This is a genomic window from Variovorax sp. CCNWLW225 (genome assembly GCF_037204045.1).
Classification (GTDB): Bacteria; Pseudomonadota; Gammaproteobacteria; order Burkholderiales; family Burkholderiaceae_C; genus Variovorax.
Genome location: NZ_JBBCBV010000027.1, coordinates 1 through 21,877 on the forward strand (window position 1 = coordinate 1; position 21,877 = coordinate 21,877).

Annotated in this window: 14 protein-coding genes; 5 read left to right on the top strand and 9 right to left on the bottom strand. The window is 67.2% G+C overall.

The features are described from left to right. Window positions 1-223: 223 nt before the first annotated feature. Window positions 224-2,368 carry a glycoside hydrolase family 3 N-terminal domain-containing protein gene (locus tag V9L20_RS25510; protein ID WP_337298678.1) on the bottom strand — a complete coding sequence of 715 codons (2,145 nt, stop codon included), beginning with the start codon at window positions 2,366-2,368 and terminating at the stop codon, window positions 224-226. Window positions 2,369-2,501: 133 nt separating this feature from the next. Between V9L20_RS25510 and V9L20_RS25515 the strand changes: the two genes are divergently transcribed. The 4 genes from V9L20_RS25515 to V9L20_RS25530 are packed head-to-tail and all read left to right on the top strand — an operon-like array spanning window position 2,502 to window position 9,204. Further along, a complete protein-coding gene (locus tag V9L20_RS25515) occupies window positions 2,502-3,797 on the top strand; it encodes a glucoamylase family protein (RefSeq protein ID WP_337298679.1) in 1,296 nt (431 codons plus the stop codon). After that, on the top strand, window positions 3,794-5,182 hold the full coding sequence (locus V9L20_RS25520; RefSeq protein WP_337298680.1) for a glycoside hydrolase family 15 protein: 1,389 nt from the start codon (window positions 3,794-3,796) through the stop codon (window positions 5,180-5,182). The genes V9L20_RS25515 and V9L20_RS25520 overlap by 4 nt, the downstream gene beginning before the upstream one ends. Window positions 5,183-5,185: 3 nt before the next feature. Beyond that, a complete protein-coding gene (locus V9L20_RS25525; protein ID WP_337298681.1) occupies window positions 5,186-6,946 on the top strand; it encodes an ABC transporter ATP-binding protein/permease in 1,761 nt (586 codons plus the stop codon). Next, entirely contained in the window at window positions 6,943-9,204 is a 2,262-nt protein-coding gene (locus tag V9L20_RS25530; protein ID WP_337298682.1) for a CocE/NonD family hydrolase, read from the top strand. Before V9L20_RS25525 ends, V9L20_RS25530 begins: the two co-directional genes overlap by 4 nt. Here V9L20_RS25530 and V9L20_RS25535 read toward each other — a convergent pair. The 3 genes from V9L20_RS25535 to V9L20_RS25545 form a co-directional block, all read right to left on the bottom strand. Then, window positions 9,189-10,862: an alpha-amylase family glycosyl hydrolase gene (locus tag V9L20_RS25535; RefSeq protein ID WP_337298683.1), complete on the bottom strand. Its 1,674-nt coding sequence runs from the start codon at window positions 10,860-10,862 to the stop codon at window positions 9,189-9,191. The two genes, V9L20_RS25530 and V9L20_RS25535, sit on opposite strands and share 16 nt — an antisense overlap. Before the next feature lie 304 nt (window positions 10,863-11,166). Then, on the bottom strand, window positions 11,167-12,597 hold the full coding sequence (locus V9L20_RS25540; RefSeq protein ID WP_337298684.1) for an aldehyde dehydrogenase family protein: 1,431 nt from the start codon (window positions 12,595-12,597) through the stop codon (window positions 11,167-11,169). A 13-nt stretch (window positions 12,598-12,610) separates the two neighbouring features. After that, window positions 12,611-13,633: an alpha/beta fold hydrolase gene (locus V9L20_RS25545; protein WP_337298685.1), complete on the bottom strand. Its 1,023-nt coding sequence runs from the start codon at window positions 13,631-13,633 to the stop codon at window positions 12,611-12,613. A 346-nt stretch (window positions 13,634-13,979) separates the two neighbouring features. On the opposite strand from V9L20_RS25545, the gene V9L20_RS25550 reads away from it, so the two are divergent. Further along, window positions 13,980-14,801, top strand: a complete 822-nt coding sequence (locus V9L20_RS25550; protein WP_337298686.1) for an alpha/beta fold hydrolase — start codon at window positions 13,980-13,982, stop codon at window positions 14,799-14,801. 29 nt (window positions 14,802-14,830) lie between these two features. On the opposite strand, the gene V9L20_RS25555 is transcribed toward V9L20_RS25550, so the two are convergent. The 5 genes from V9L20_RS25555 to V9L20_RS25575 all read right to left on the bottom strand — a co-directional run bounded on the left by V9L20_RS25555 (window position 14,831) and on the right by V9L20_RS25575 (window position 21,854). Continuing rightward, on the bottom strand, window positions 14,831-18,586 hold the full coding sequence (locus V9L20_RS25555) for a molybdopterin cofactor-binding domain-containing protein (RefSeq protein ID WP_337298687.1): 3,756 nt from the start codon (window positions 18,584-18,586) through the stop codon (window positions 14,831-14,833). A 58-nt stretch (window positions 18,587-18,644) separates the two neighbouring features. Then, window positions 18,645-19,145 carry a (2Fe-2S)-binding protein gene (locus V9L20_RS25560; RefSeq protein WP_337298688.1) on the bottom strand — a complete coding sequence of 167 codons (501 nt, stop codon included), beginning with the start codon at window positions 19,143-19,145 and terminating at the stop codon, window positions 18,645-18,647. Beyond that, complete coding sequence (locus V9L20_RS25565; RefSeq protein ID WP_337298689.1) at window positions 19,123-20,283, bottom strand: ABC transporter substrate-binding protein; 1,161 nt, start codon at window positions 20,281-20,283, stop codon at window positions 19,123-19,125. The genes V9L20_RS25560 and V9L20_RS25565 overlap by 23 nt, the downstream gene beginning before the upstream one ends. 65 nt (window positions 20,284-20,348) lie before the next feature. Next, window positions 20,349-21,071: a bifunctional nicotinamidase/pyrazinamidase gene (gene pncA, locus V9L20_RS25570; protein WP_258503351.1), complete on the bottom strand. Its 723-nt coding sequence runs from the start codon at window positions 21,069-21,071 to the stop codon at window positions 20,349-20,351. A gap of 48 nt (window positions 21,072-21,119) precedes the next feature. Further along, window positions 21,120-21,854 carry an ABC transporter ATP-binding protein gene (locus V9L20_RS25575; RefSeq protein ID WP_337298690.1) on the bottom strand — a complete coding sequence of 245 codons (735 nt, stop codon included), beginning with the start codon at window positions 21,852-21,854 and terminating at the stop codon, window positions 21,120-21,122. Window positions 21,855-21,877 lie beyond the last annotated feature (23 nt).

Sequence of the window (21,877 nt, forward strand, 5' to 3'; positions counted from 1 at the left end):
GTTCAACCCTTCCCGCGGGCCCGGGCGCGTCTTGCACGCGGGGGGATCATAAAACATGCTGGTGCGGCGCGGACTTCTCGTGCGCGCTGCTGCAGCAGGCATTTCTTGTGTCGAACTCTGAGGTTACAGTCGGCAAAAAAAGCCGGACGTCGAGCGTCCGATCCACATGAAAAGGCACGTATGGATTCGCCGCTAGGAAGCGTCATATGAAATCCGCAGTGCTTCAGTGCAACTCGATGACTTGGCGCAGCAACCCTGATTCCTCAGCACTCGGCCCGACAAAGATCTCCACCTCGCCTGCCTCGAACAAAGGCTGCAGGTCCGGCCCGAGGTAGCGCAACTCGGCCGCCGGCAGTTCCAGGTTCACCGAGCCGGCAACGCCAGGCATCAATCGCAGCTTCGCGTAGCCCTTGAGTTCCAGCAACGGCCGCGTGACACGGCTTCGCTTGCCACGAATGAACAGGAAGACTGTTTCTTCAGCCTCGCGCGCACCAACGTTGCGCAGTTTGACGCTGATCTTCAGCGTGTCCTGCTCGCACACGCGGCGCGGCTCGGCCTGAAGCTCTTCGTAGATAAACCGGCCGTAGGTCAAGCCGTGGCCGAAGGCATACAGCGGTGTGTTTTCGACGTCCTGGTACTTGCTCGTGAAGTAGTCGGCAGGGTTGATTGGACGGCCGGTGGGACGTTGGCCGAAGTAGATAGGCACCTGCCCGACGGCGCGCGGCCAGCTCATCGGCGTGCGACCGCCAGGCGACAGCCGGCCCGTGACCACATCGGCGATCGCATGGCCGGCTTCGATGCCGATGAACCACGCAGCCAGGAGCGCATCGGCGTGCTGGGCCAGCCAGGGGACGACCAGCGGGCGGCCCGAGAACAAGATCGCGATGACGGGGATGCCGAGCGCGTGTGCGCGTGCCGTTACCGCTTCGGCCAGGGCCTGTTGCAGGCCGGGAAGCGCGGGCGTGGCGCGGCTCGCCGCCTCGCCGCTCATCGTGGCACGCTCGCCCAGGCACAGCAGGATGGCGTCGGCGCCGTCGCAGAGCGCAATGGCAGCTTCGATGCCGCTGTCGTCACCATCTTCGATGGCGACGCCGGGTGCATGGCGAATGTCGGTGTGCGGAAGCGCGGCCCGCAAGCCGGCAAGCACGCTGACGGCCGGCTCGTGTTCGCCGGCACCCCACCACGGGCCTTTCATCTCGGTGCTTGCGTCGGCCAGCGGACCGATGACGCACAGTGCCTTCGGCGCAGCAGGCAAGGGGAGGGTGTCCCGCTCGTTCTTCAGCATGACGATGGCCTTGCGGCCAGCGTCTCGCGACAGCGTGTGCCGCTCGGCGACAACCGCCGCAGGCTCCGGTGTCGCGCCGCGGCGGTAGGGGTCGTCGAACAGGCCGAGCTGCTCCTTGAGCCGCAACACGCGGCGCACACTCGCGTCGATCTCTTCGATGGTCACCCGTCCCTGCTCGAGCGCGATCGGCAGGCCCTTGCGATACGCGTCGGCCATCATGTCCATGTCGACGCCGGCCTTCAGCGCCAGCACCGCGGCATCGACGAGATCGGCCGCGACGCCGTGCTTGATCAATTCCGCGATCGCGTTGTAGTCGCTGACGATGACGCCGTCCCAGCCCATCTCTCCGCGCAGCCAGTCGCGCAGCAAGGGGATGTGCGCCGTCATCGGCACGCCGTTGAGATCGGTGAAGGCGGGCATCAGCGTCGCAACGCCGGCGCGCACCGCTGCTGCGAAGCCCGGCAGATGCACCTCGCGCAAGGTGCGCTCCGAGATGTCCACGGCGGCGTACTCCCGCCCCGCGTTGACTGCGCCGTACGCGACGAAATGCTTGGCGCAAGCGGCCAGCGATTCGGCCGATGACAGGTCGGCCCCCTGGAAGCCGCGCACCTTCGCCTGTGCGATGCGTGCGTTCAGCCAGGGGTCTTCGCCGGGTCCTTCCGCGGTCCGGCCCCAGCGTGGATCGCGCGATACGTCGAGCATCGGCGCGAAAGTCATCGCCAGGCCGTCGGCAGCGCCTTCGCGCGCGGCCTCGCGCGCCGTTCGCTCCCAGAGGTCTTCGTCGAAGGTGCCGGCCTCGGCAAGCGGAATCGGGAAGAGCGTGCGATGGCCATGAATGATGTCCAGGCCGATCAGCAGTGGAATGCCAAGCCGTGACTTCTCGACGGCCAGCCGCTGCATCTCGTGCGTGGGACCGGCGCCGACCATGTTCAGCAGATTGCCGACGGTGCCGTCGATGATGGACTGCGTGGAGTCTCCAGCGAGCACCGGCCCGGTGACCGTGTAGCTGGAGGCAGTCATCGTCAGTTGACCCAGCTTTTCGGCTAGCGTCATCCGGGCCATGAGGGTGTCGATGCGGCTCATCAGGGATTTCGAATAGAACCCAGGGGCCTTAATGATGGCATGCTGCGGGCGGAGAGTGCTCGGCCGCGTTGCGCTGCCGACAATTCGGTGAAACCAAACGTGTTACCGAGACGAACAACGAAAGGAGCCGTTCGTGCTGAAGGATGACAGGAACCCGAGGGCACTGGCAGCCCTGCCCGATGAAGCCTTGATCGACGCCGTGCAGAGGCAGACCTTCCGCTATTTCTGGGACGGTGCGGATGCCGCCAGTGGCTTGGCGCTCGACCGCCGCACGCTCGTCGGCGCCACGGGCGAAGACTTGGCGGACGAAAGGGTCGCGATCGGCGGCACCGGCTTCGGCATCATGGCCTTGATCGTCGCGGTGGAGCGCGGCTGGGTCGCGCGGGACGCAGCGCTGGAGCGCCTGGGGCGCATGCGGGACGCGCTCTTGCGCGCCAAGCGCTACCACGGCGCCTTCCCGCACTTCATGGACGGGGCGAGTGGCGCCACGATCCCGATGAGCCCCAAGGACGACGCGGGCGACCTGGTCGAAACCTCGTTCCTTTGCATGGGCCTGCTGTGTGCGCGCCAGTATTTCAGCGAGGACACGGCCATGGCGCGCCGGTTGCGCGACGACATCGACACGCTGTGGCACGAGGTCGAATGGAACTGGTTTACCCAAGGCGGACAGGATGTGCTGTATTGGCACTGGAGCCCGAACCACGGCTGGGCCATGAACCATCAGGTGCACGGCTGGAACGAGTGCCTCATCACCTACTTTCTGGCGGCGGCCGCGCCACGCCATGCGATCGATCCGAAGGTCTACCACCGCGGCTATGCCTCCGGCCCCGACTTCCTCAACGGCCACTCGTATCACGGCATCGAACTGCCGCTGGGCCCGCCTAACGCCGGCCCGCTGTTCTTTGCGCACTACTCGTTCTGTGGCCTCGATCCACGCGGCCTGAAGGATCGCTATGCCGACTACTGGGATCTGAACAGCCGCCACGTGCAGATCAACCGCGCCCATTGTGTCGCCAATCCTCGGGGCTATGCGGGCTACGGCGAATCGTGTTGGGGACTGACCGCGAGCGACGACCCCGACGGCTACCTTGCGCACGATCCGAACAACGACAACGGCACCATCTCGCCGACGGCCGCACTGGCCAGCCTGCCGTACGCGCCGGCCGAGGTCATGCGGGTGCTGCGGCATTTCCTCACCGCGCATGGCGAGCGGGTGTGGAGAGACTACGGCTTCGTCGATGCGTTCTGCGAGCAGCGAGGATGGTTCGCAGACACCTATCTTGCGATCGACCAGGGGCCGATCGTCGTGATGATGGAGAACCATCGCACGGGCCTTTTGTGGAAACTGTTCATGAGCGTGCCTGAAGTGCAGGCCGGGCTGCGGCGCCTGGACTTCAGCAGCCCGCATCTCGTGCCACCGGAAGCATGAAGTCCAGCGCGTCGAGCCTGCAAGACCCGGCTTTCGAGTCCTGGCTCGAAACACAGCTGCGCCATTCAGCGGCGGCGATGCTGACCAGCATCTCGCCGGTGTCGATCGTCAAGCATCGCCCGGGCTTCGGCCAGACCATACGCCCGCTTGCCGGCGCCATCGTCGCCTCGCCCGTCCTCGCCGACTACAACCCCGACCCCGACTACTTCTTTCATTGGTTCCGCGATTCCGCGGTCGTCATCGATGCACTGCGCCTGCTCTACGCCGAAGGGCGCGTCGGCGATGAAGCCCTGCAGCACCTGCGCGACTTCACTCGCTTCAGCCTCGACTTGAACCGGCTCGACGGCCGCGCGGCTGCCGCGGTGGAGGACCGCAGCGCGTGCGTGGCCCCCGAGCTCCTGCAGTACCTGCGCGAGGACCATGACCTTGCGAAAGCTTTCGGCGACCTGGTGACCGCCGAGACACGGGTGAACCCCGACGGCACGCTCGACGCCTGCCGATGGAATCGCCCCCAGCATGACGGCGCCCCGCTGCGCGCGCTGGCCCTGCTGCGCTGGGCAGCCGGCGGGCACCTCGACGCGCTGCTGCTGGCGGAGGTTTCCAAGCTGATCCGCTTCGATCTCGACTTCACGCTGCGTTATTGGCGCGAGCCGTCATACGACATCTGGGAGGAGGAACTCGGCCACCACTACTACACACTGCGAGTTGCAGGGGCCGCGTTGGCCGAAGGCGCGGCATGGCTGGAGGGCTCGGGCGACACCGCGAAGGCGCAGCGCTGCCGGGAAGAGTCGCAGGCCGTGCTGCGGCTGCTCGACGACTACTGGGTCGATGAACGGGACGGCGCGGCACACGGCTACTACCGCTCACGTGCGCTGGTGGATGGGCGGCCCGGTCCGAAGGCGCTGGACATCGCGGTGATCCTGTCGGCGATCCACAGCTCCGGCACCGGGGACGCGCACGGACCGTCCGATCCGCGCATGCAGGACACGCTGGCGCGCCTGGACGCGCTGTTCGATGCGGCCTATCCGATCAACCATGGCCGGGGCGCAGGCCGCGGTGCGGCAATGGGTCGCTACGGCGGCGACGTGTACTACTCGGGCGGCGCGTACTACTTCTCGACCCTCGGCGCCGCCGAGTTCTGTTTCCGCGCCGCGGCGGCGATGGGCGGCGATGCACGCCATTGGAACGAGTGGATGGGGCGCGGTGACGCCTACCTCGCCACCGTGCGCGCGTACACGCCCGCGGGCGGCGATCTGTCGGAACAGTTCGACCAGCGCAGCGGCGCGCAGACCTCTGCGAAGCAACTGGCATGGAGCCACGCCGCGTTCATTTCGTGCGTCTCAACGCGCCGCATCGCGGCCGCTGCCTGCGAGGCGTCGCAGTAGGCAATGAGCGCGAGGCCGGAGAACCGCGTCGAGCCAGCCGCAAGGACCGGCTTCTTCCGCCAGGTCAGCGAGCTGCTCGGCGCCTTGCGCGTGTCCCCGGTCGCGAGGACGCTTGTCGCGCTGATGGCCGCGATCGTCGTGGTCGTCGCGCTCACGGCGTATGGGCAGATCGAGCTCAACAGCTGGAACAAGCCGTTCTACGATGCAATCTCGCGTCGCGACCTGAACGAATTCGTGGTGCAGGTCGGCGTCTTCGCGATCATTGCGGGTGTGCTGCTGGTCTTGAATGTCGCGCAGAGATGGCTGGGCGAAACCTTGCAACTGAAGCTGCGCGAGGCCGTGGTCAAGGACCTGGTAGGGCTGTGGCTGCAGCCCCGCCGTGCGTTCTGGCTCCAGGCCAGCGGACCGATGGGGGCCCACCCCGACCAGCGCATGCACGACGACACGCTGAAGCTGTGCGATCTGTCGGTCGCCCTCGGCGTAGGTCTGTTGCAGGCAGCGGTGCTGTTCGGCAGCTTTGCGAGTGTGCTGTGGGTCCTCTCCAAGGACTTCAGTCTCTTTTTCGATGGCAGGGACCACGTGCTGCCGGGCTTCATGCTGTGGGCGGCCATCGCTTATGCGATCGCCGGGTCGCTGGTCACTTACTGGGTCGGCAACGGCCTGATCGCGCGCAACGCCGAGCGCTACGCGCGTGAAGGCGAACTGCGCTTTTCGCTGACGCGCATCAACGAGCATCTCGACGGCATCTCCCTGGCGGGCGGCGAGGCCGACGAGAAGCGCCGCGTCGCCATGCATTTCGGCGACGTCTTGCGCGCTACCTCTCGCGTGGTGCTCGGGCTGACCAACCTGACCTGGGTCACCGCAGGCTTCGGCTGGGTCACCATCATCGCGCCGACGCTGGTGGCCGCACCCCTCTACTTCTCAGGGAAAGTTTCGTTCGGCGGCCTGATGATGGCCGCCGCGGCCTTCACACAGGCTCAGTCGTCGCTGCGCTGGTTTGTCGACAACTTCAGCATCATTGCCGACTGGCGCGCCACGCTGCTGCGAGTCGCCGACCTGCGCCGGATGCTGGCGTCCGATCTGGAGGCACAGGCAGGCGGCAGCCGCATCGCCTATGAGGAGGGCGAAGCCGAGGCGCTCGCGATCGAATCGCTCGAGGTTCGCTCCTGGAGCGGCCACGACCGGCTGGACGCCCAGGAGCTCGTTGTGCACCGCGGCCAACGCGTCTTGATCCTCGGCACACCGGGCACCGAGAAGACCTTGCTGTTCCGGGCGCTCGCGGGCCTTTGGCCCTGGGGCTCCGGCACCGTACGCCGGCCCGCCGGCGAGGCGATCCACTACATGCCGCGCGGCACGCCCTACATTCCCCGCGGCACGCTGGCCGAGGTGCTGTCGTATGCGATGGAACCGGCAAGCTACCCCAGAGAAGCCATGGTGGCCGCACTGGCGAGTGTGGGCCTCCAGCGCCTGGAACCCTTGCTGAACAAGACAGCTCGCTGGGAGCGCGAGCTCAGCATGGACGAGCAGTTGCGCCTGGGCTTCGCCCGGGTGGCGCTGCAGGCACCGCCCTGGCTGGTGATGGACGAAGCCTTCGGCGCGTTCGACGACGACACGCTCGCACTCATCATCGATGTTCTGGGCAAGCTCGCGCACACGGGCGTTGTCCACATAGGCTCGGCCGGACAAGCGCACGACCGGCTGTTCACGCAGGTGGTGCATCTGGTCAAGGCACCCAACGCCGTGCCCGAGGAGCAGCGACCATGAGACGCCCCGAGTCGACCTTCAGTCGTGCGCGTCGCGCCCTCATGCGGCTGATTCCTGTGCTGCCCGCGTGGGCCTGGGCGGCGGATTTCGGCTTCCGGCCACCGCGCGATCCTGAGGATGCCACCGCGGCGGACCTGATGCGCGATCTGGCCCAGCGCATCCTGCCTGTGTACCAGGAGGCGGACACCGACGTCTTTCTGGCCAACCTGGCCGCCCTGCAGATCGTCAGCGGCGCCTATCGTGCAGCCTCCGACAGCAGCGCGTCACTTCGCAGCCGCCGCAAAGGCAAGCCGTTCGACGACCTGGTCCAGCGTGCGATCCTCGACGGTATCTATGCGCGTGCGCGCGCACTCGAAGCGGAGGCGCGCCTCGGCTTTGCCGAAGCCTTCGCGCGCGCGTTCCAGGAACTGGTGTCGCCGCTCGACAACGCGCAAGCCCAGGCCATCATGGCGCGGCTCGAAATCCCGGCGGCCGTGTACAGAGAGCCGCTACGCCAAGCTTTCGATCTGTGGCGCGCGAAAGGCAGCCTCCCGCAGGCCGATGCGCTGGCGCTCGTGCGAACCTGGCATTCGTACCAGTCGCGCCGCAGCTTCGCTGCGCTGCTGCCCGAATTGTTCGCGGCGGAAAACCGCGCCCGCTATGTGGCGGAGACCGACCTCAGGATTCCGGTGCGCGGCGGTGTCATCTTCGCGAGCCTGGTTCGGCCCGGCCGCACGAGCGATGCTCTGCCGACGCTGCTGCGCTTCACGCTCGACCCCGCCGAGGACGACGCCCATCGCAGCGCCGTCAAAGGCTACGTCGGCGTCACGGCGTACGTGCGCGGACGCATGCCCGACGGCACGGGCGCCGTGTGGCCGTTCATCCGCGACGGCGAAGACGCCGCCGCCGTCATCGACTGGATTGCCCAGCAGGCGTGGAGCGACGGCCGCGTGTGCATGCTCGGCGACGGCTACTCCGGCTACGCCGCCTGGGCCGCCGCCCGCTTGAGACCGGCCGCCCTCAAGGCCATCGCCACCATCGCGCCGATGGCGCCGGGCATCGACTTTCCGAAGGCCGGGCAAATCTTTCGCAACGCCATGGTCCGCTGGGCACAGGAGCATGCGAATGCCGAGCCGCTGCGGGCCGGCCCAGACGCCAACCCGGACGCGACATGGCAGGCACTCGACGCGCGGTGGTATCGAGGCAATCGCCCTTACTGGGACATCGACCGCGTCCTGATCGGCAAGCGCAGCAGGCTGATCCGCACCTGGCTGACGCACCCCAGCCACGACCGCTACTGGCAGAAGTTCCTGCCGTCGGCGCAGCAGTTTGCGCGCATCGACATTCCGGTGCTCAGCTTTGCCGGCTACTACGGCGCCGACGCCGGCGCGCTCTACTTTCACCAAGAGCATCTTCGCAACCGGCCGCAGGCCGACACGACGCTGCTGCTCGGCCCCTACGACGCGGCCTCGATTCGGCTCGGCACGGCGCCGACGCTGCGCGGCTACACGCTGGACCCCGTCGCACGCGTCGACCTGCCCGAGCTGCGCTTGCAATGGTTCGACCACATCCTGAAGGGCGCGAACAAGCCGTCTCTGCTGATGGACCGCATCAACTACCAGGTGATGGGCGCGGACCAGTGGCGCCATGTGCCGGCGCTGGAAGCGCCGAAGCGCACCCCGCTACGCCTTTACCTCGACACCCGCGAGCGCGAGGAACCGCGCCGCCTGTTGCCGACGGCGTCCGAAGGCGGTGGCAACGCGCGGCTTTCGGTCGATCTGGCCGATCGGCGTGACGTGCGCATCCCGTGGCCGGACGCGCTGCGCGCAAACCAACTGCCGACGCGCAACCGCATCAGCTTTGCCAGTGATCCGCTCCTGGAGGACACCGAGATCGTCGGTAGCCTGCGCGGCGTGTTCGACATCACGCCCTCGCGCCAGGACGTGGACTTCAACGTCTCGGTGTACGAGCAGACGGCAAGCGGCGAATACCGGCTGCTGTTCGATCCCTACGACTTCCGCGCCAGCTACGCCGCCAATCGCGTGCGCCGCAGGCTTCTGCGGGCTGGCGAACGTCAGCTGCTTGCGTTCACCGCCGAACGCGTGACGGCGTGCAGGCTGGCGGCAGGCAGCCGCATCGTGCTGCTGATTGGCCTCAACAGGCGCGCCGACCGGCAGGTCAACTACGGCAGCGGCAAGGACGTGAATTCGGAAACCATCGCCGACGCGAAGTGGCCCGTGCGCGTGCGTTGGCACGCGCGCAGCTACGTCGAGATATAGACCGGCAAGCCTTGATTGCCCATCGTGTCGTCGGGGCCCTTGTCGCTCGCGGTGCCGATAACGACGCCTTCGCAAGGCGCCAGCACCAGAGGCCCCTGGATGAACTCGGCGCGCGCAGCATCGGTCGATGCCAGCACGATCGGCTGGCGCGGCGTCAACGCCGGCGAGATCGGCGCCGGGCTGGCGCCGAAGTTGAGCAGCACCACCAGCCGCTGCCCTTCGCCGTTGCGCGCATAGGCGAGCACCTCGCCCTCGGTGTCAAGCGCTTCATAGTTGCCCCGGTTCAGCGCAGGCTGCCTGCGGCGCAACGCAATAAGGCGGCGGTAGAGCGTCAGCATCGACCCTGCGTCGCGTGATTGCGCTTCCACATTGTTCGTGGGCCAATCGGACGCCAGGCGCAGCCACGGCGCACCGGTCGTGAAGCCCGCGTGCTCTTCGGCGCTCCACTGCATGGGTGTTCGCTCCGGGTCGCGGCCCAGGCCCATGCCGGGCTTGTTCTTCTCGAACGGGTCCTGCACTTCATCGGCGGGAATGGGAACGTCCGTCATGCCGATCTCGTCGCCGTAGTAGAGCGTTGGCGTGCCGCGCAGCGTGAGCAGCAGCATGGCCGCGAGGCGCGCCATCTGTGGCCCGACGCGGCTCGCAATGCGGGATCTGTCGTGGTTGCCCAGCACCCAGTTCGGCTGGGCACCCGCGGGCAGGGCGGCTTCGTAGTCGCGCACGAAGCGGTCGATGCGCGCCGCCTGCCACTCGGTCGCAATCAGCTGAAAGTTGAAGGGCAGCTGCACGCCTTCGAGCACACCTTCGGCGTTGAGTCCGTAGTAGGCGACCAGCCGCGTGAGCGGCAGGTAGAGCTCGCCAATCAGCACGCGCGACGAGCGTGTGTCGCTGAACGCGTCGACCACCCGGCGCATCTCGGCCACGATGGGCTGCACCTCCGGCAGGTCCGTGTTGTAGAGCATCAACCAGCGAAAGAACGGGTCTTGGCCCTCCACGAAGTCCGGATTCGGCGGGTTGTCGCGGAACTCCGCGTCCTTGATGATTTGAGAGAGCACGTCGACGCGGAATCCATCGACGCCGCGCCGAAGCCAGAAGCGCAGCACCTCATACATCGCGGCTCGCACTTCGGGGTTGCGCCAATTGAGGTCGGGCTGCTCCTTCAGGAACGAATGGGCGTAATACTGGCCGGTGGCCGGATCGAAAGCCCAGGCCGGCCCGCCAAAATTGCTGAGCCAGTTGTTGGGCGGCCCGCCGTCCGGTGCCGGGTCGCGCCAGATGTACCAGTCGCGTCGCGCATCGCTGCGCGCGCTGCGGCTCTGCACGAACCACGGATGACGGTCCGACGTGTGGTTGGGCACGAAGTCCAGGATGATCTTGAGCCCCCTCGCGTGCGCCTCCTGCACCAGCGCATCGAAGCCGTCCAGCGTCCCGAAGCGCGGATCGACGTCGCAAAAATCGGAGATGTCGTACCCGAAGTCAGCCATCGGCGAGGGATAGATCGGCGAGATCCAGACCGCATCCACGCCGAGCGAGACCAGATGATCCAGCCGGGCGCGAATTCCCCCCAAGTCTCCGACGCCATCGCCGTTGCTGTCCTGGAACGAACGCGGATAGACCTGATAGACGATTCCGCATTTCCACCAATCGTCGGCTGACATCTTGATCCCCTCATGGTCGGTTTCGAGCGGGTTTATTGTCTCTAGAAAGTGAGCCGGGGGTCACGAGCGCTCGACCACGCCAACCAGCACCGTGTCGGCCTTCTTGATCGCGTCGTCTGCCTGCTGCGACATGGCCCGCGCAAGATTCGACGTGGCCACCCTCATCTGCTCAAGTTGATCGGAGCGCGGCTGCCAGCTATTCCTGCCTTCGATTACCAGCCGGCTGGCACAGACGAAGACCACGAAGGCGGTCGTGCGGAAGGCGATGAAACTGCCCCATTGCTTTCATCGTCCTTTCATTTTTTCAAGCAAGCTTGTTTGCGGCGGCAATGGTCTTGGGCTCCAGGAAGGCCTCCATGCCAAAGACGCCAAACTCCCTGCCGATGCCCGACTGCTTGACGCCGCCGAACGGTGCGCTCAACTCGGGGACGATGCGGTTGACCAGCACGGTGCCGGCGCGCAGTTGCGAAGCCACGCGCAGAGCGCGCTCCGGCTGCGACGAGAACACGTACGCCTGCAAGCCGTATGCGGAGTCGTTCGCGATGGCAATGGCTTCGTCGTCGTCGCCATAGCCGATCACCGAGAGCACCGGGCCGAAGATCTCCTGGCGCGCGATGTCCATGTGGTTGTGCACACCGGCAAACACGGTGGGCTGCACGAACCAGCCTTTGCCAATACCGTTCGGACGGCCTTCGCCGCCGGCCACGAGCATTGCGCCCTGCGCGAGCCCGCGGCGAATGAAATGCTGCACGCGCTCGAACTGCGCCTTGCTCGCGAGCGGCCCGATGGCCGTGGCAGGGTCGCGCGGGTCGCCCACGCGCATGGCGGCCACGGCTGCCTGCAAGTGTTCGATGGCCTCGGCCATGTGCTCGTGCGGAACCAGCAGACGGGTGCCGGCCACGCAAGCCTGCCCGTTGTTCATGAAAGCGGCATTCAGCGCCATGGGCAGCACCGCCGCCAGGTCGGCGTCGTCGAGCACTACGGTGGCCGATTTGCCCGAAAGCGCGAGGCTCACGCGCTTCATGGTGTCTACCCCCGCGCGCGCAATCAGCTTTCCGGTCTGCGTGGAACCGGTGAATGAGATTTTCGCGATGTCCGGGCTGGTGGAAATCTCGTCGCCCACGTCGCTGCCGCGCCCGAGCAGCACGTTGAATACGCCAGCCGCCAAGCCCGCGTCGTGCAACGCCTCGGTGACGACCTGTGCCTGCAACGGCCCCAGCTCGCTGGGCTTGATGACCGAGGCGCAGCCCGCGGCAACGGCCGAAGCCAGCTTGCTGCAGATGCTTCCGGCGGCGGCGTTCCAGGGTGCGATGAGGCCGGCAACGCCGACCGGCTCCATCACCACGGTGGCCTCGCCCAGGCGGCGCTCGAAGGCGTAGTCGCGCAGCGCCTGCGCCGTGGTGGCAAAGCACTGCGACGCGTAGTTGCTCACCCACTGCGCACGGGCGAGCGGGCCGCCGTACTCCTCGATGGTGGCATCGCGGATCTGATCCGTGCGCGCCAGCACGGCGGCTTCGAGCTGCCTGAGCATCTCGATGCGCTGCGCCTTGGTGCTGGCCGCAAGCGCCGGCTGCGCGCGGTTCGCGGCGGCAATCGCGCGCTTCGCATCCTCGCGGTTGGCGAGCGTCACCCTGCCGATGGTTTGCTCGGTTGCCGGGTTGGCGATCTCCAGCCGCTCGCTGCCCTGCACGGGCACGAAGGCGCCGTCGATGTATGCGTGGTCGATGCTCCACATGGGGTCCGCTCCTTCACCGGCGCGCCACGTCGATCACGGCCTTGGCAAAGGCTTCGGGCGCTTCCTGCGGCAGGTTGTGGCCGATGCCGCCGCTGACCAGCCGATGCTCGTAGCGGCCCGAGAACTTGCTCGCATAGGCGCTCGGCTGCGGATGCGGCGCGCCGTTGGCATCGCCTTCGAGTGTGATTGTCGGCACGCCGATCACCGGTGCCTTGGCCAGCCGGTCCTCGAGCGCTTGGTACTTGGCCTCGCCATCGGCCAGGCCAAGGCGCCAGCGGTAGTTGTGGACGGTGATCGCCACGTGGTCGGGGTTCTCGAACGCCACGGCGCTGCGCTCGAACGTGGCCGCATCGAAGTTCCACTTCGGCGATGCAAGCTGCCAGATGAGCTTGGCGAAGTCGTGGCGGTTCTTCTCGTAGCCCGCGCGGCCACGCTCGGTTGCAAAGTAGTACTGGTACCACCACTGCAGCTCGGCCTCGGGCGGCAGCGGGTTCTTGCCGGCCGCCTGGCTGCCGATGAGATAGCCGCTCACCGACACCAGCGCCTTCACGCGCTCCGGCCACAGCGCGGCCATGATGCACGCCGTGCGCGCGCCCCAGTCGCAGCCGGCCACCGTGGCGGTCTTGATCTTCAGGGCGTCCATCAGCGCAATGATGTCGACGGCGACGACCGATTGCTGCCCGTTGCGCGGTGTGTCCGCCGAGAGAAAGCGCGTGGTGCCGTAGCCGCGCAGATACGGCACGATCACGCGGAAGCCCGCGGCGGCAAGCTGCGGTGCAACGTCCACGAACATGTGGATGTCGTAGGGCCAGCCGTGCAGCAGGATTACCGGCGCTCCGCTGGCCGGCCCGGCTTCGTAGTAGCCGATGTTGAGGCTGCCGGCTTCGATGCTCTTGAGTGGCTCGAGCCGCCTGGCGCTGCCCGCGGCCGTGGACTGGGCGAAAGCGGGCACCATCGAAGTCAGCTGCACGGCGGCCATGCCGAACGCGGCCTTGGCAAGAAAAGAGCGGCGGGGCAGCTGGAGCGAAGCGGTCATTTGAAATTCCTTTCAGGGGTAGGTGATGGCAATCTGGAAGAGGGTTTGTCAGCCGGATCGATGCGCATCTCCCAACTGATGAAAGCGATTGTTCAGCGCTGAGGTCGCGGTGCGAGTGGCTTTCGTATGCCTCTGTATCCACGCCGGTTTTGCCAACAATAAATTTCAAACCGCCGCAACCGGGCGAGGAGTGATGCGCCACTCGTTCGCAAGGTAATGTCGCAAATCCCTCCGTAGACACACAGGCATACAGAGAACGCCTGCCGGGCTGCATGCGCTCCTAGACTCGACGCGGCCGGCTATCCAGCCGACCTTTTATTCAACGTCGAACAAGGAAAAGATCGTCATGACAAAGTTCTCCCGCCGCATCGGCATGGCCCTGATCGCCGGCGCAGCAGGCCTGGCCGTACTCGTGCCACTTCAGTCCCTTGCGCAGCCGGCCGCGAGCGCGCGGCAGCAGGCAAAGCCCACGGTGGTGCTCGTGCATGGGGCGTTCGCCGATTCGTCCAGTTGGGACGGCGTAGTGCGCGGCCTGCAGGCGCGGCACTACCCGGTAATTGCCGCTGCGAACCCGCTGCGTGGCCCCAAGTTCGATGCAGCGGCCGTCGCGAGCGTGGTCGATTCGATCAAAGGGTCCGTCGTTCTCGTCGGCCATTCGTATGGCGGATCGGTCATCTCGGCGGCCGCCAGCGGAAAGACCAATGTGAAGGCGCTGGTCTTCGTCGCGGCGTTCGCGCCTGATGCGGGCGAGACGGCGCTCGGCCTCACCGGAAAATTTCCGGGCAGCACGCTCGGCCCGACGCTCGCACCGCCGGTGCCGCTGCCCGACGGCGGCAAGGACCTGTACATCCAGCAGGACAAGTTTCCCGCGCAGTTCGCGGCCGACGTGCCCGTTGGCAAAGCGCGCCTGATGGCCGTGGGGCAACGCCCCATTGCCGAGGCGGCACTGAACGAGCCTTCTTCCGAGGCACCGGCGTGGAAGTCGGTGCCCTCGTGGTCTGTCTACGGCAGCGGCGACAAGAACATTCCGCCCGCGGCCTTGGCCTTCATGGCCGAGCGCGCGAAGTCAGTGAAGACCGTCGTGGTCAAGGGTGCGTCGCATGTCGTGATGACGTCGCATCCCGATGCGGTGGCAAAGCTGATTGCCGAGGCGGCATCGGCGCGGTGAGGAAGGCGCCTGGTCCGCGTCCGGCGGCGTCATCGCCCCGATGCGGCCCGCACGCGCGCCACCTGCGCCTGCAGGTCGGTCCACGCCGGCTCCTGCGGTGCGAAGCGTGCGCGCATGTAGCCGGCAAGTTCGGCAATCTGACGGTCGTCGAGCGCGTCGCGAAACGCCGGCATGAAGCCGATGTCGCGGCTCGCGGGTTCGCGCACGCCATCGAGAATGGTGCGCAGCAGGTTGTCGGGCCGCGTGCTCGTGAGGTTGCTGTTCAGCGCAAGCGGCGTGTTCACGCCGAGCAGCGTCGGGCCGTCGCCATCGTGGTGGCACGACGCGCAGGCGCTGTCGAACATGCGCTGCGCGGGGCCGAGCAACTGACCCTGCGCGCGCGCCGCGGTGTCAACAACCCGTTGCGCCGCGGCTTGCGGTTGCGCCACGGGCTCCGGGTTGAACGACGCAAGGTAGGTGGCCATGGCGCGCACGTCGGCATCGGGCACCTGCGCCAGTTCGCGCACCACCTCCGCCATGGGGCCGCCCGCGATGCCGTGGCGCTGCGTGTGGCCCTGGCGCAAGTAACGATAGAGCTCGTCGGCGTCCCACGGCACGGCCGATTTTGAAAGGCCGGTGAGCGCGGGCGCTTCCCAGCCGTCGATCATTGCGCCCGAGAGGAATGCACTGCCGCCCTGCTCCGCACCGAGTGCGTTGCGCGGCGTGTGGCAGGCGCCGCAGTGGCCCAGGCCGTTGACCAGGTAGGCGCCGCGGTTCCACTCCGCGCTTTGCGTGGCCACCGGCTGCAGCGGCGCCGGGTCATGAAAGAGCGCGTTCCAGCCGGCCATCAACGGCCGCATGCTGAACGGGAACTTCAACTCGGCCTTCGGCGTTTCGGCGCGCACGGCCGGCATGGACATGAAGTACGCGTAGAGCGCCTGCAGGTCGTCGTCGCTCGTCTTGGCGAATGCCGTGTACGGAAAGGCCGGGTACAGGTGGTGGCCGTCGCGAGAGACGCCTTCGCGCATCGCGCGCTGGAAGGCGCTGAACGACCAACGGCCCAGGCCTGTGTCGGCATCGGGCGTGAGGTTGGTGGTGTAGAGCGTGCCGAACGGCGTTTCCATTGCGCGGCCACCTGCGTTGGGCACGCCGCCCGGTGCGGTGTGGCACACGGCGCAATCGCCGAGGGCGGCGAGCACGCGGCCGCGTTCGATGGTGGCTTCGCTGTAGACCGGGGCGCTGAGCGAAACGGGGGCGATGGCGGAGCGCCAGCCGAGCAGGCCGGCGATGAGGCCGATGCCGCCGATGAAGAGGGCCGCGCCGGTGGCGAAGAGGCCCTTGCGTTGGGGCCAGGCTGCATCTGTCTTGCTCCTTCCCCTCCCGGGGGAAGGTTGGGATGGGGGCACGGCAGCGTCACCCTTCGAGCGCCGCTCGCCCCCACCCCCGCCCTCCCCCGAAAGGGGAGGGAGCAAAACCCGGTTCAGTTCGGCCAGCACCTTCTCCGGCGTGAACGGCGGCTCGCGAAACCTCACCCCCGTCGCATCGAAAATCGCATTCGCGATCGCCGCAGTCCCCGGCACCGAAGACGATTCGCCCGCACCCAGAGAAGGCTCGCCGGGCCGCGGCATGTGCATGATCTCGATCACCGGCACTTCGCGGAAGTTGATGATCGGGTAGCTGCCCCACTCGCGGCTTGCGACCACGCCGGTGGGCAACACGCCCGGCAGCTGCGAGCCACCGTTAGAGCCTTCGCCTTGCTGCGGCGGTGCGAACTGCACCTCTTCCTTCAATGCGCGGCTGGTGGTCTGGATCACATTGCCATGCACCTGGTGCTCGACGCCCGCGGGGTTGATCATCAGCCCCGCGTCGTGCCCCACCACCACGCGGCGCACATGCACTTCGCCGGTCTTGCGATTGACCTCGACATCGGCCACCCATGCAGCCCATGCGGCGCCGAAGCCGGGCCACTTGCTGTGGATGTAGCGTGCGTAGGCAAAGCCCTGACCAAAGAGAATGTCACCCCCCGCGCCGAGCCCGCCGTCGGCGTTTTCCTGCGGGCCGGTGCGCATGCGCCAGCCGGCCTTCTGCGCGGTGGCCTGCACCAGCTCGACGGCGCGCGGATCGTTCAGGTGGCGCAGGCGGAACTGCACCGGGTCGACGCCCGCCGCGGTGGCGAGCTCGTCGATGTACGACTCGTGCGCGAACGAACTCGGCAGCGCCGACACGCCGCGCAGCCACGAGGCCCGCACGATCGGTGCCATGTCGTTGACCTTCACGCGCAGGTTGTCGTAGCCGTAGGGCGGGCGTGCCGTTCGGTCGCCCATTTCGAAGGCTTGCGCCACCGGCTCGATGGTGCGCGTGAGCAGCAGCGCGAGCGTGGGTGCGCCGTTCGATGGATACGAGGTCTCGAAGTCGTAGGCGGCGATGCGGCCGTCGGCCATCAGGCCGCCATCCACTTCCATGAGCTGCGCGGCGCCCTTGGGCTCCCAGGCATGCTCCTGTTCGCGCGTGAGCTGCACGCGCACGGGGGCGCCCACTGCACGCGCGAGCAGCGCCGCATCGGCGGCCACGTCGTCGGCACCGTTGCGGCCATAGCAGCCCGCGGCTTCCATGCGAACCACGTCGACCTGCACGTCGTCGACGCCCATGAGCCTGGCGAGATCGGCGCGCAGCACATGCGGGTTCTGCGAACCGGCCCATACGCGAAGCTGCGTGCCGCTGCCATCCCGCGGTTGCCAGTCGGCCAGCGCGCACGAAGGGCCGATGGACGCATGCATCTGGTACGGCCACACATAGGTGCGGTGCATCGGCTGCGCGGCGGCGGCAAGTGCGCCATCGACGTCGCCTTCGTCCACCAGCAGGCGCTGCGTCGACGGGTTGTCGCGCAAGGCCTGCGCCAGGTTGGAGAGGTCCGGCATGCCGGGCCACGGCTTCCACGCCACGCGCAGTTCGCGCAGTGCCTGCTCCGCGTGCTCTTCGCGCTCGGCCACGATGCCGACGAAATCGCGGATCACGACCACCGCGCGAATGCCCGGTATGTGCGCAATGGACGATTCGTCGACCGACTCGAGCGTGTTGCCGATGAAGTCGCCGTGGTCCGCGCCGGCGTACGGCGGACGCACCACGCGGCCATGCAGCATGCCCGGCACGCGCATGTCGTGCACGAAGATGCTTTCGCCCGCGAGCTTGGCGGGAATGTCCACGCGCGGCTGGCGCGTGCCGACGACGCGGTAGTCGGCCGGGTTCTTGGGCTGCGCACCGGGGTCGAGCCGTAGCACGGTACGCTGCCCTGCCAACAGGTCGGCATAGGTCACCCGGCGGTCGGTCTCTTCGATCACGCGCACCATGCCATTGCGAATCTGCAGTGCGTCGGCGGCCGTGCCAAGGCGCTCGGCGGCGCGCGCCAGCAGCCATGCGCGCGCCTGCGCGGCAGCCAGGCGCAGCGGCTGCGAATGGATCTGGATCGAGGCGCTTGCGATGGTCGCGCCCTGGTTGGGCGCGCGCGCGGTGTCGCCGAGCATCATGCGCACGCAGGGCATGCCCAGGTCGAGTTCTTCCGCCACGATCTGCGCGAGCGCGGTCTGTATGCCGGTGCCCAGGTCGACGTGGCCGTTGAGCGCCGAGGCGCTGCCGTCGTCCCATACCGCGAGCAGGATCTCGTCGCCTTCGATGGGGTTTCCCGCTACGGCTGTGGGCTGGCCCTTGGCGGGTGGGGGCGCGGGTGGGGTTTCGCGCACTACCAGCAGCACGCCGGTGGCGGCGAGAAACTCCGCGCGTGTCCGGGGCAGGTCGGCGCGCCGTGTCATGGTCTTTGCTCCCCGCATTGCCCCCTCTCCCAGAGGGAGAGGGGATAAGACGAGGCGTTCATGGACGGATCGCCTCTTGCATGCGCAGCGCAGCGCGCTGCACCGCATCCAGAATTTCAATATGCGTTCCGCAGCGGCACAGGTTGCCCGACAGTTCGCTGCGAATGCGCGCCTCGCTCGCATGCGGGTCGCGCGCAAGCAGCGCCGCGGCCTGCATCACCATGCCGTTCAGGCAATAGCCGCACTGCGCGGCCTGCGCGTCTTCGAATGCGGCCTGCACGGGGTGCCAATGGCCACGCGTGCCCAGCCCCTCGAGCGTGGTGACAGCACGGCCCGCCACGCCATGCGCGGGAATCACGCAGGCCCGTGCGGCCACACCGTCCACATGCACCGTGCAGGCGCCGCACTGGCCCAGGCCGCAGCCGTACTTGGGCCCATTCAGGCCCAGGTCGTTGCGCAGCAGGTGCAGCAGCGTGGCCTCGCGCGGCACGCCCGCAATCGAACAGGCCTGTCCGTTGACCTGCAGCTTCAGCGGCTCAGCGCCGCAAGTGGCCGTCACGGGTGTACATCTCCAGGTCGACGAACGTCGAGCCGTTGTGGTTCCTCGCGCTGTATTCGACCGGGAAATCGCCGAAGCGCGTGCTGCCGATGCTCTCCATCCCCGCGATGAAGCTGTCGCGCGTGAGTGTCTTGCCGCCGCGGCGCAGGCCCTCGACCATCACGCGCGAAGCGATGTAGCCTTCGAGCGTGGTGTAGCTGTCGATCTTCTCGCCGAACTCCGCGCGGTCGCGCTGGTAGTCGGCCACGATGGGCACACGCACGGCTTCCGGCGGCGGCACGATGCTGGCCGTGACCAGCCCGGCCAGCTTGCCCTCGAGCCGCTTGGCGGAACCTGCCGCATCGGTAATGCCCACCGACAGCGTGTAGAGCGGCGCAGCCCCGCCGCTCGCGCGGTAGTCGCGTATGAAGACCTCGACCATGCGCCCCGCCATGATCATCAGCACCGCGCCGGGCTTGGCCTCGGCCAGGCCGGCGACCACCTGCTTGGCGTCTTCGGCGGTGATGGCAAGCGGCAGCGTCTTCACGACCTGCACCTTGTAGTCGGCCGCAAGCTGCTCGCAGGTGGCAAGGTTCGACTTGCCGAAGGCGCTGTCCTGGTAGACCACCGCAATCGACGAGAGGCTGATGGTCGAGAGATGGCTGATGATCTTGCGCAGCTCCAGGTCGTAGCCCGCGCGCACGTGGAACAGCAGGCGGTTGACCTTGGCGCGGAACGAGCTGGTGCCCACCAGCGGCGCAAACATGGGAACGCCGGCCTTCTCGGCCAGCGGCATTGCGGCCACCAGGTTGCCGGTGGCCACGTAGCCCGCCAGAGCGAACACCTTTTCCTCGTCGATCAGCTTGGCCGTGTTGACGGCCGTCTTCGCGGGGTCATAGGCATCGTCGTACGTCACCAGCTCGAGCTTGCGTCCGTTAATGCCGCCGGACTTGTTGACACGGTCGAAGTAGAGCTTGATGCCCGCGCGGTAGTCGATGCCGAAGTCCTTGGCCGGACCGCTGAAGACGGCCGACTGGCCGATGCGGATGATGCTGTCGGTGACGCCGTTTTCCGCGCGCGCCGGGCGCAGGAGCCCGGGTCCGATTGCCAGGGCTGCGCCGCCCGCCACGAGGGAGCGCCTCGAAATGGAAGTCTTCATGCGTCGTCGGTTTGTTGTGGTTGTTGTTGCCGTTGGAAGAATGAACGCGATGGCGGCACGTGCGTTCAGGCGGTCTGGATGTCGGCGGACTGGATGCGCTTGACGCCCTTGGCGGTCATCTGCTTCCATGCCGCGGCGAGCGAGCCGTTGAGGTCGATGGCGCGCGTGGCGTCTTCGATCACATACACCTCGAAGCCGGCCTTGCGCGCATCGAGCGCGGTCCAGGCCACGCAGAAGTCGGTGGCCAGGCCGGCCACATACACCGTCTTGATGCCGCGCTGCTTGAGATAGCCGCCCAGGCCCGTGGCGGTCTTGCGATCGGCCTCCTCGAAGGCCGAATAACTGTCCACGCCCTTGTGGAAGCCCTTGCGGATGATGACCTGCGCGGTCGGCAGCTTCAGGTCCTTGTGCAGGGCCGCGTCGTCGGTGCCCTGCACGCAGTGGTCGGGCCAGAGCACTTGCGTGCCGTAAGAAAGCTTGATGCTGCTGAACGGCTTCTGGCCCGCATGCGCGCTCGCGAAGGACGCATGGCCCTGCGTGTGCCAGTCTTGCGTGACGACGATGTTCTCGAACGACTCGGCCAGCTTGTTGATCACCGGCACCACCTCGGCGCCGCCCTTCACAGGCAGCGTGCCGCCGTCGACAAAGCAGTTCTGCACGTCTATGACGATCAGCGCGGACTTGTCGTTCGGCTTGATCTTCGGCGCCGCGAACAGCGCCCCGGCCGCACCCAGCATGCTCAATGCAGCCGTGGACTTGAGAAGGTATCTTCGCTGCGTGTCGTGCATGGTGTGTGCTCCGGTGGTTGATGACAAAAAATCGAAGGAGCCCGAGGGTTAGACGCTCAGGTAGGCGCGGCGCACTTCCTCGTTGGCCGCAAGCTCCGCCATGGTGGCGTGATAGCGGATCTGGCCCTTTTCGAGCACATAGGCGCGGTCGGACACCAGTTCGGCAAAATGCATGTTCTGCTCCGACAGCAGGATGCTCACGCCCTGCGCCTTGAGCTCCAGGATCATGTTGGCCATCTGCTCGACGATGACCGGTGCCACGCCTTCCGAAGGCTCGTCGAGCAGCACCAGGTACGGGTTGCCCATGAGCGTGCGCGCCACGGTCAGCATCTGCTGCTCGCCGCCGCTCATGCGGCCGCCGGGACGGTTGGGCATTTCGCCCAGGTTCGGAAAGAGCTTGAACAGCCGCTCTGGGGTCCACAGCGGCGCCTCGCTGCCATCGGCCCAGCGGCGCGGCGCCTGCTTGCCGACCTCGAGGTTTTCCATCACCGTGAGGTCGGTGAACACGCGGCGGTCTTCGGGCACAAAGCCGAGGCCGAGCTTTGCCGCGTGATGGGGTTCGCTCTTCGAGATGTCGTGGCCCAGAAAGCTCACGTGCCCCTTGCGCTTGGGGAGCATGCCGATCAGCGTCTTCAGCGTGGTCGACTTGCCGGCGCCGTTGCGCCCCATGAGCGCAACGACCTCGCCCCGGCGCACTTCGAGATCGACGTCGTACAGGATCTGTGCGGCGCCGTACCAGGCGCACAGCGCGCTGGCCTTCAACAGTGTTTCATGCGTGCTCATTGAATACCTCCGCCCAGCAGGCT

What these genes read in the sequence shown, in the direction of transcription:
- pncA (WP_258503351.1), bottom strand. Translation starts at nt 21,071, where the DNA reads ATGCACGACACGCAGCGAAGATACCTTCTCAAGTCCACGGCTGCATTG.
- V9L20_RS25535 (WP_337298683.1), bottom strand. Translation starts at nt 10,862, where the DNA reads ATGTCAGCCGACGATTGGTGGAAATGCGGAATCGTCTATCAGGTCTAT.
- V9L20_RS25525 (WP_337298681.1), top strand. Translation starts at nt 5,186, where the DNA reads ATGAGCGCGAGGCCGGAGAACCGCGTCGAGCCAGCCGCAAGGACCGGC.
- V9L20_RS25545 (WP_337298685.1), bottom strand. Translation starts at nt 13,633, where the DNA reads ATGACCGCTTCGCTCCAGCTGCCCCGCCGCTCTTTTCTTGCCAAGGCC.
- V9L20_RS25530 (WP_337298682.1), top strand. Translation starts at nt 6,943, where the DNA reads ATGAGACGCCCCGAGTCGACCTTCAGTCGTGCGCGTCGCGCCCTCATG.
- V9L20_RS25520 (WP_337298680.1), top strand. Translation starts at nt 3,794, where the DNA reads ATGAAGTCCAGCGCGTCGAGCCTGCAAGACCCGGCTTTCGAGTCCTGG.
- V9L20_RS25540 (WP_337298684.1), bottom strand. Translation starts at nt 12,597, where the DNA reads ATGTGGAGCATCGACCACGCATACATCGACGGCGCCTTCGTGCCCGTG.
- V9L20_RS25555 (WP_337298687.1), bottom strand. Translation starts at nt 18,586, where the DNA reads ATGACACGGCGCGCCGACCTGCCCCGGACACGCGCGGAGTTTCTCGCC.
- V9L20_RS25510 (WP_337298678.1), bottom strand. Translation starts at nt 2,368, where the DNA reads ATGAGCCGCATCGACACCCTCATGGCCCGGATGACGCTAGCCGAAAAG.
- V9L20_RS25550 (WP_337298686.1), top strand. Translation starts at nt 13,980, where the DNA reads ATGACAAAGTTCTCCCGCCGCATCGGCATGGCCCTGATCGCCGGCGCA.
- V9L20_RS25565 (WP_337298689.1), bottom strand. Translation starts at nt 20,283, where the DNA reads ATGAAGACTTCCATTTCGAGGCGCTCCCTCGTGGCGGGCGGCGCAGCC.
- V9L20_RS25575 (WP_337298690.1), bottom strand. Translation starts at nt 21,854, where the DNA reads ATGAGCACGCATGAAACACTGTTGAAGGCCAGCGCGCTGTGCGCCTGG.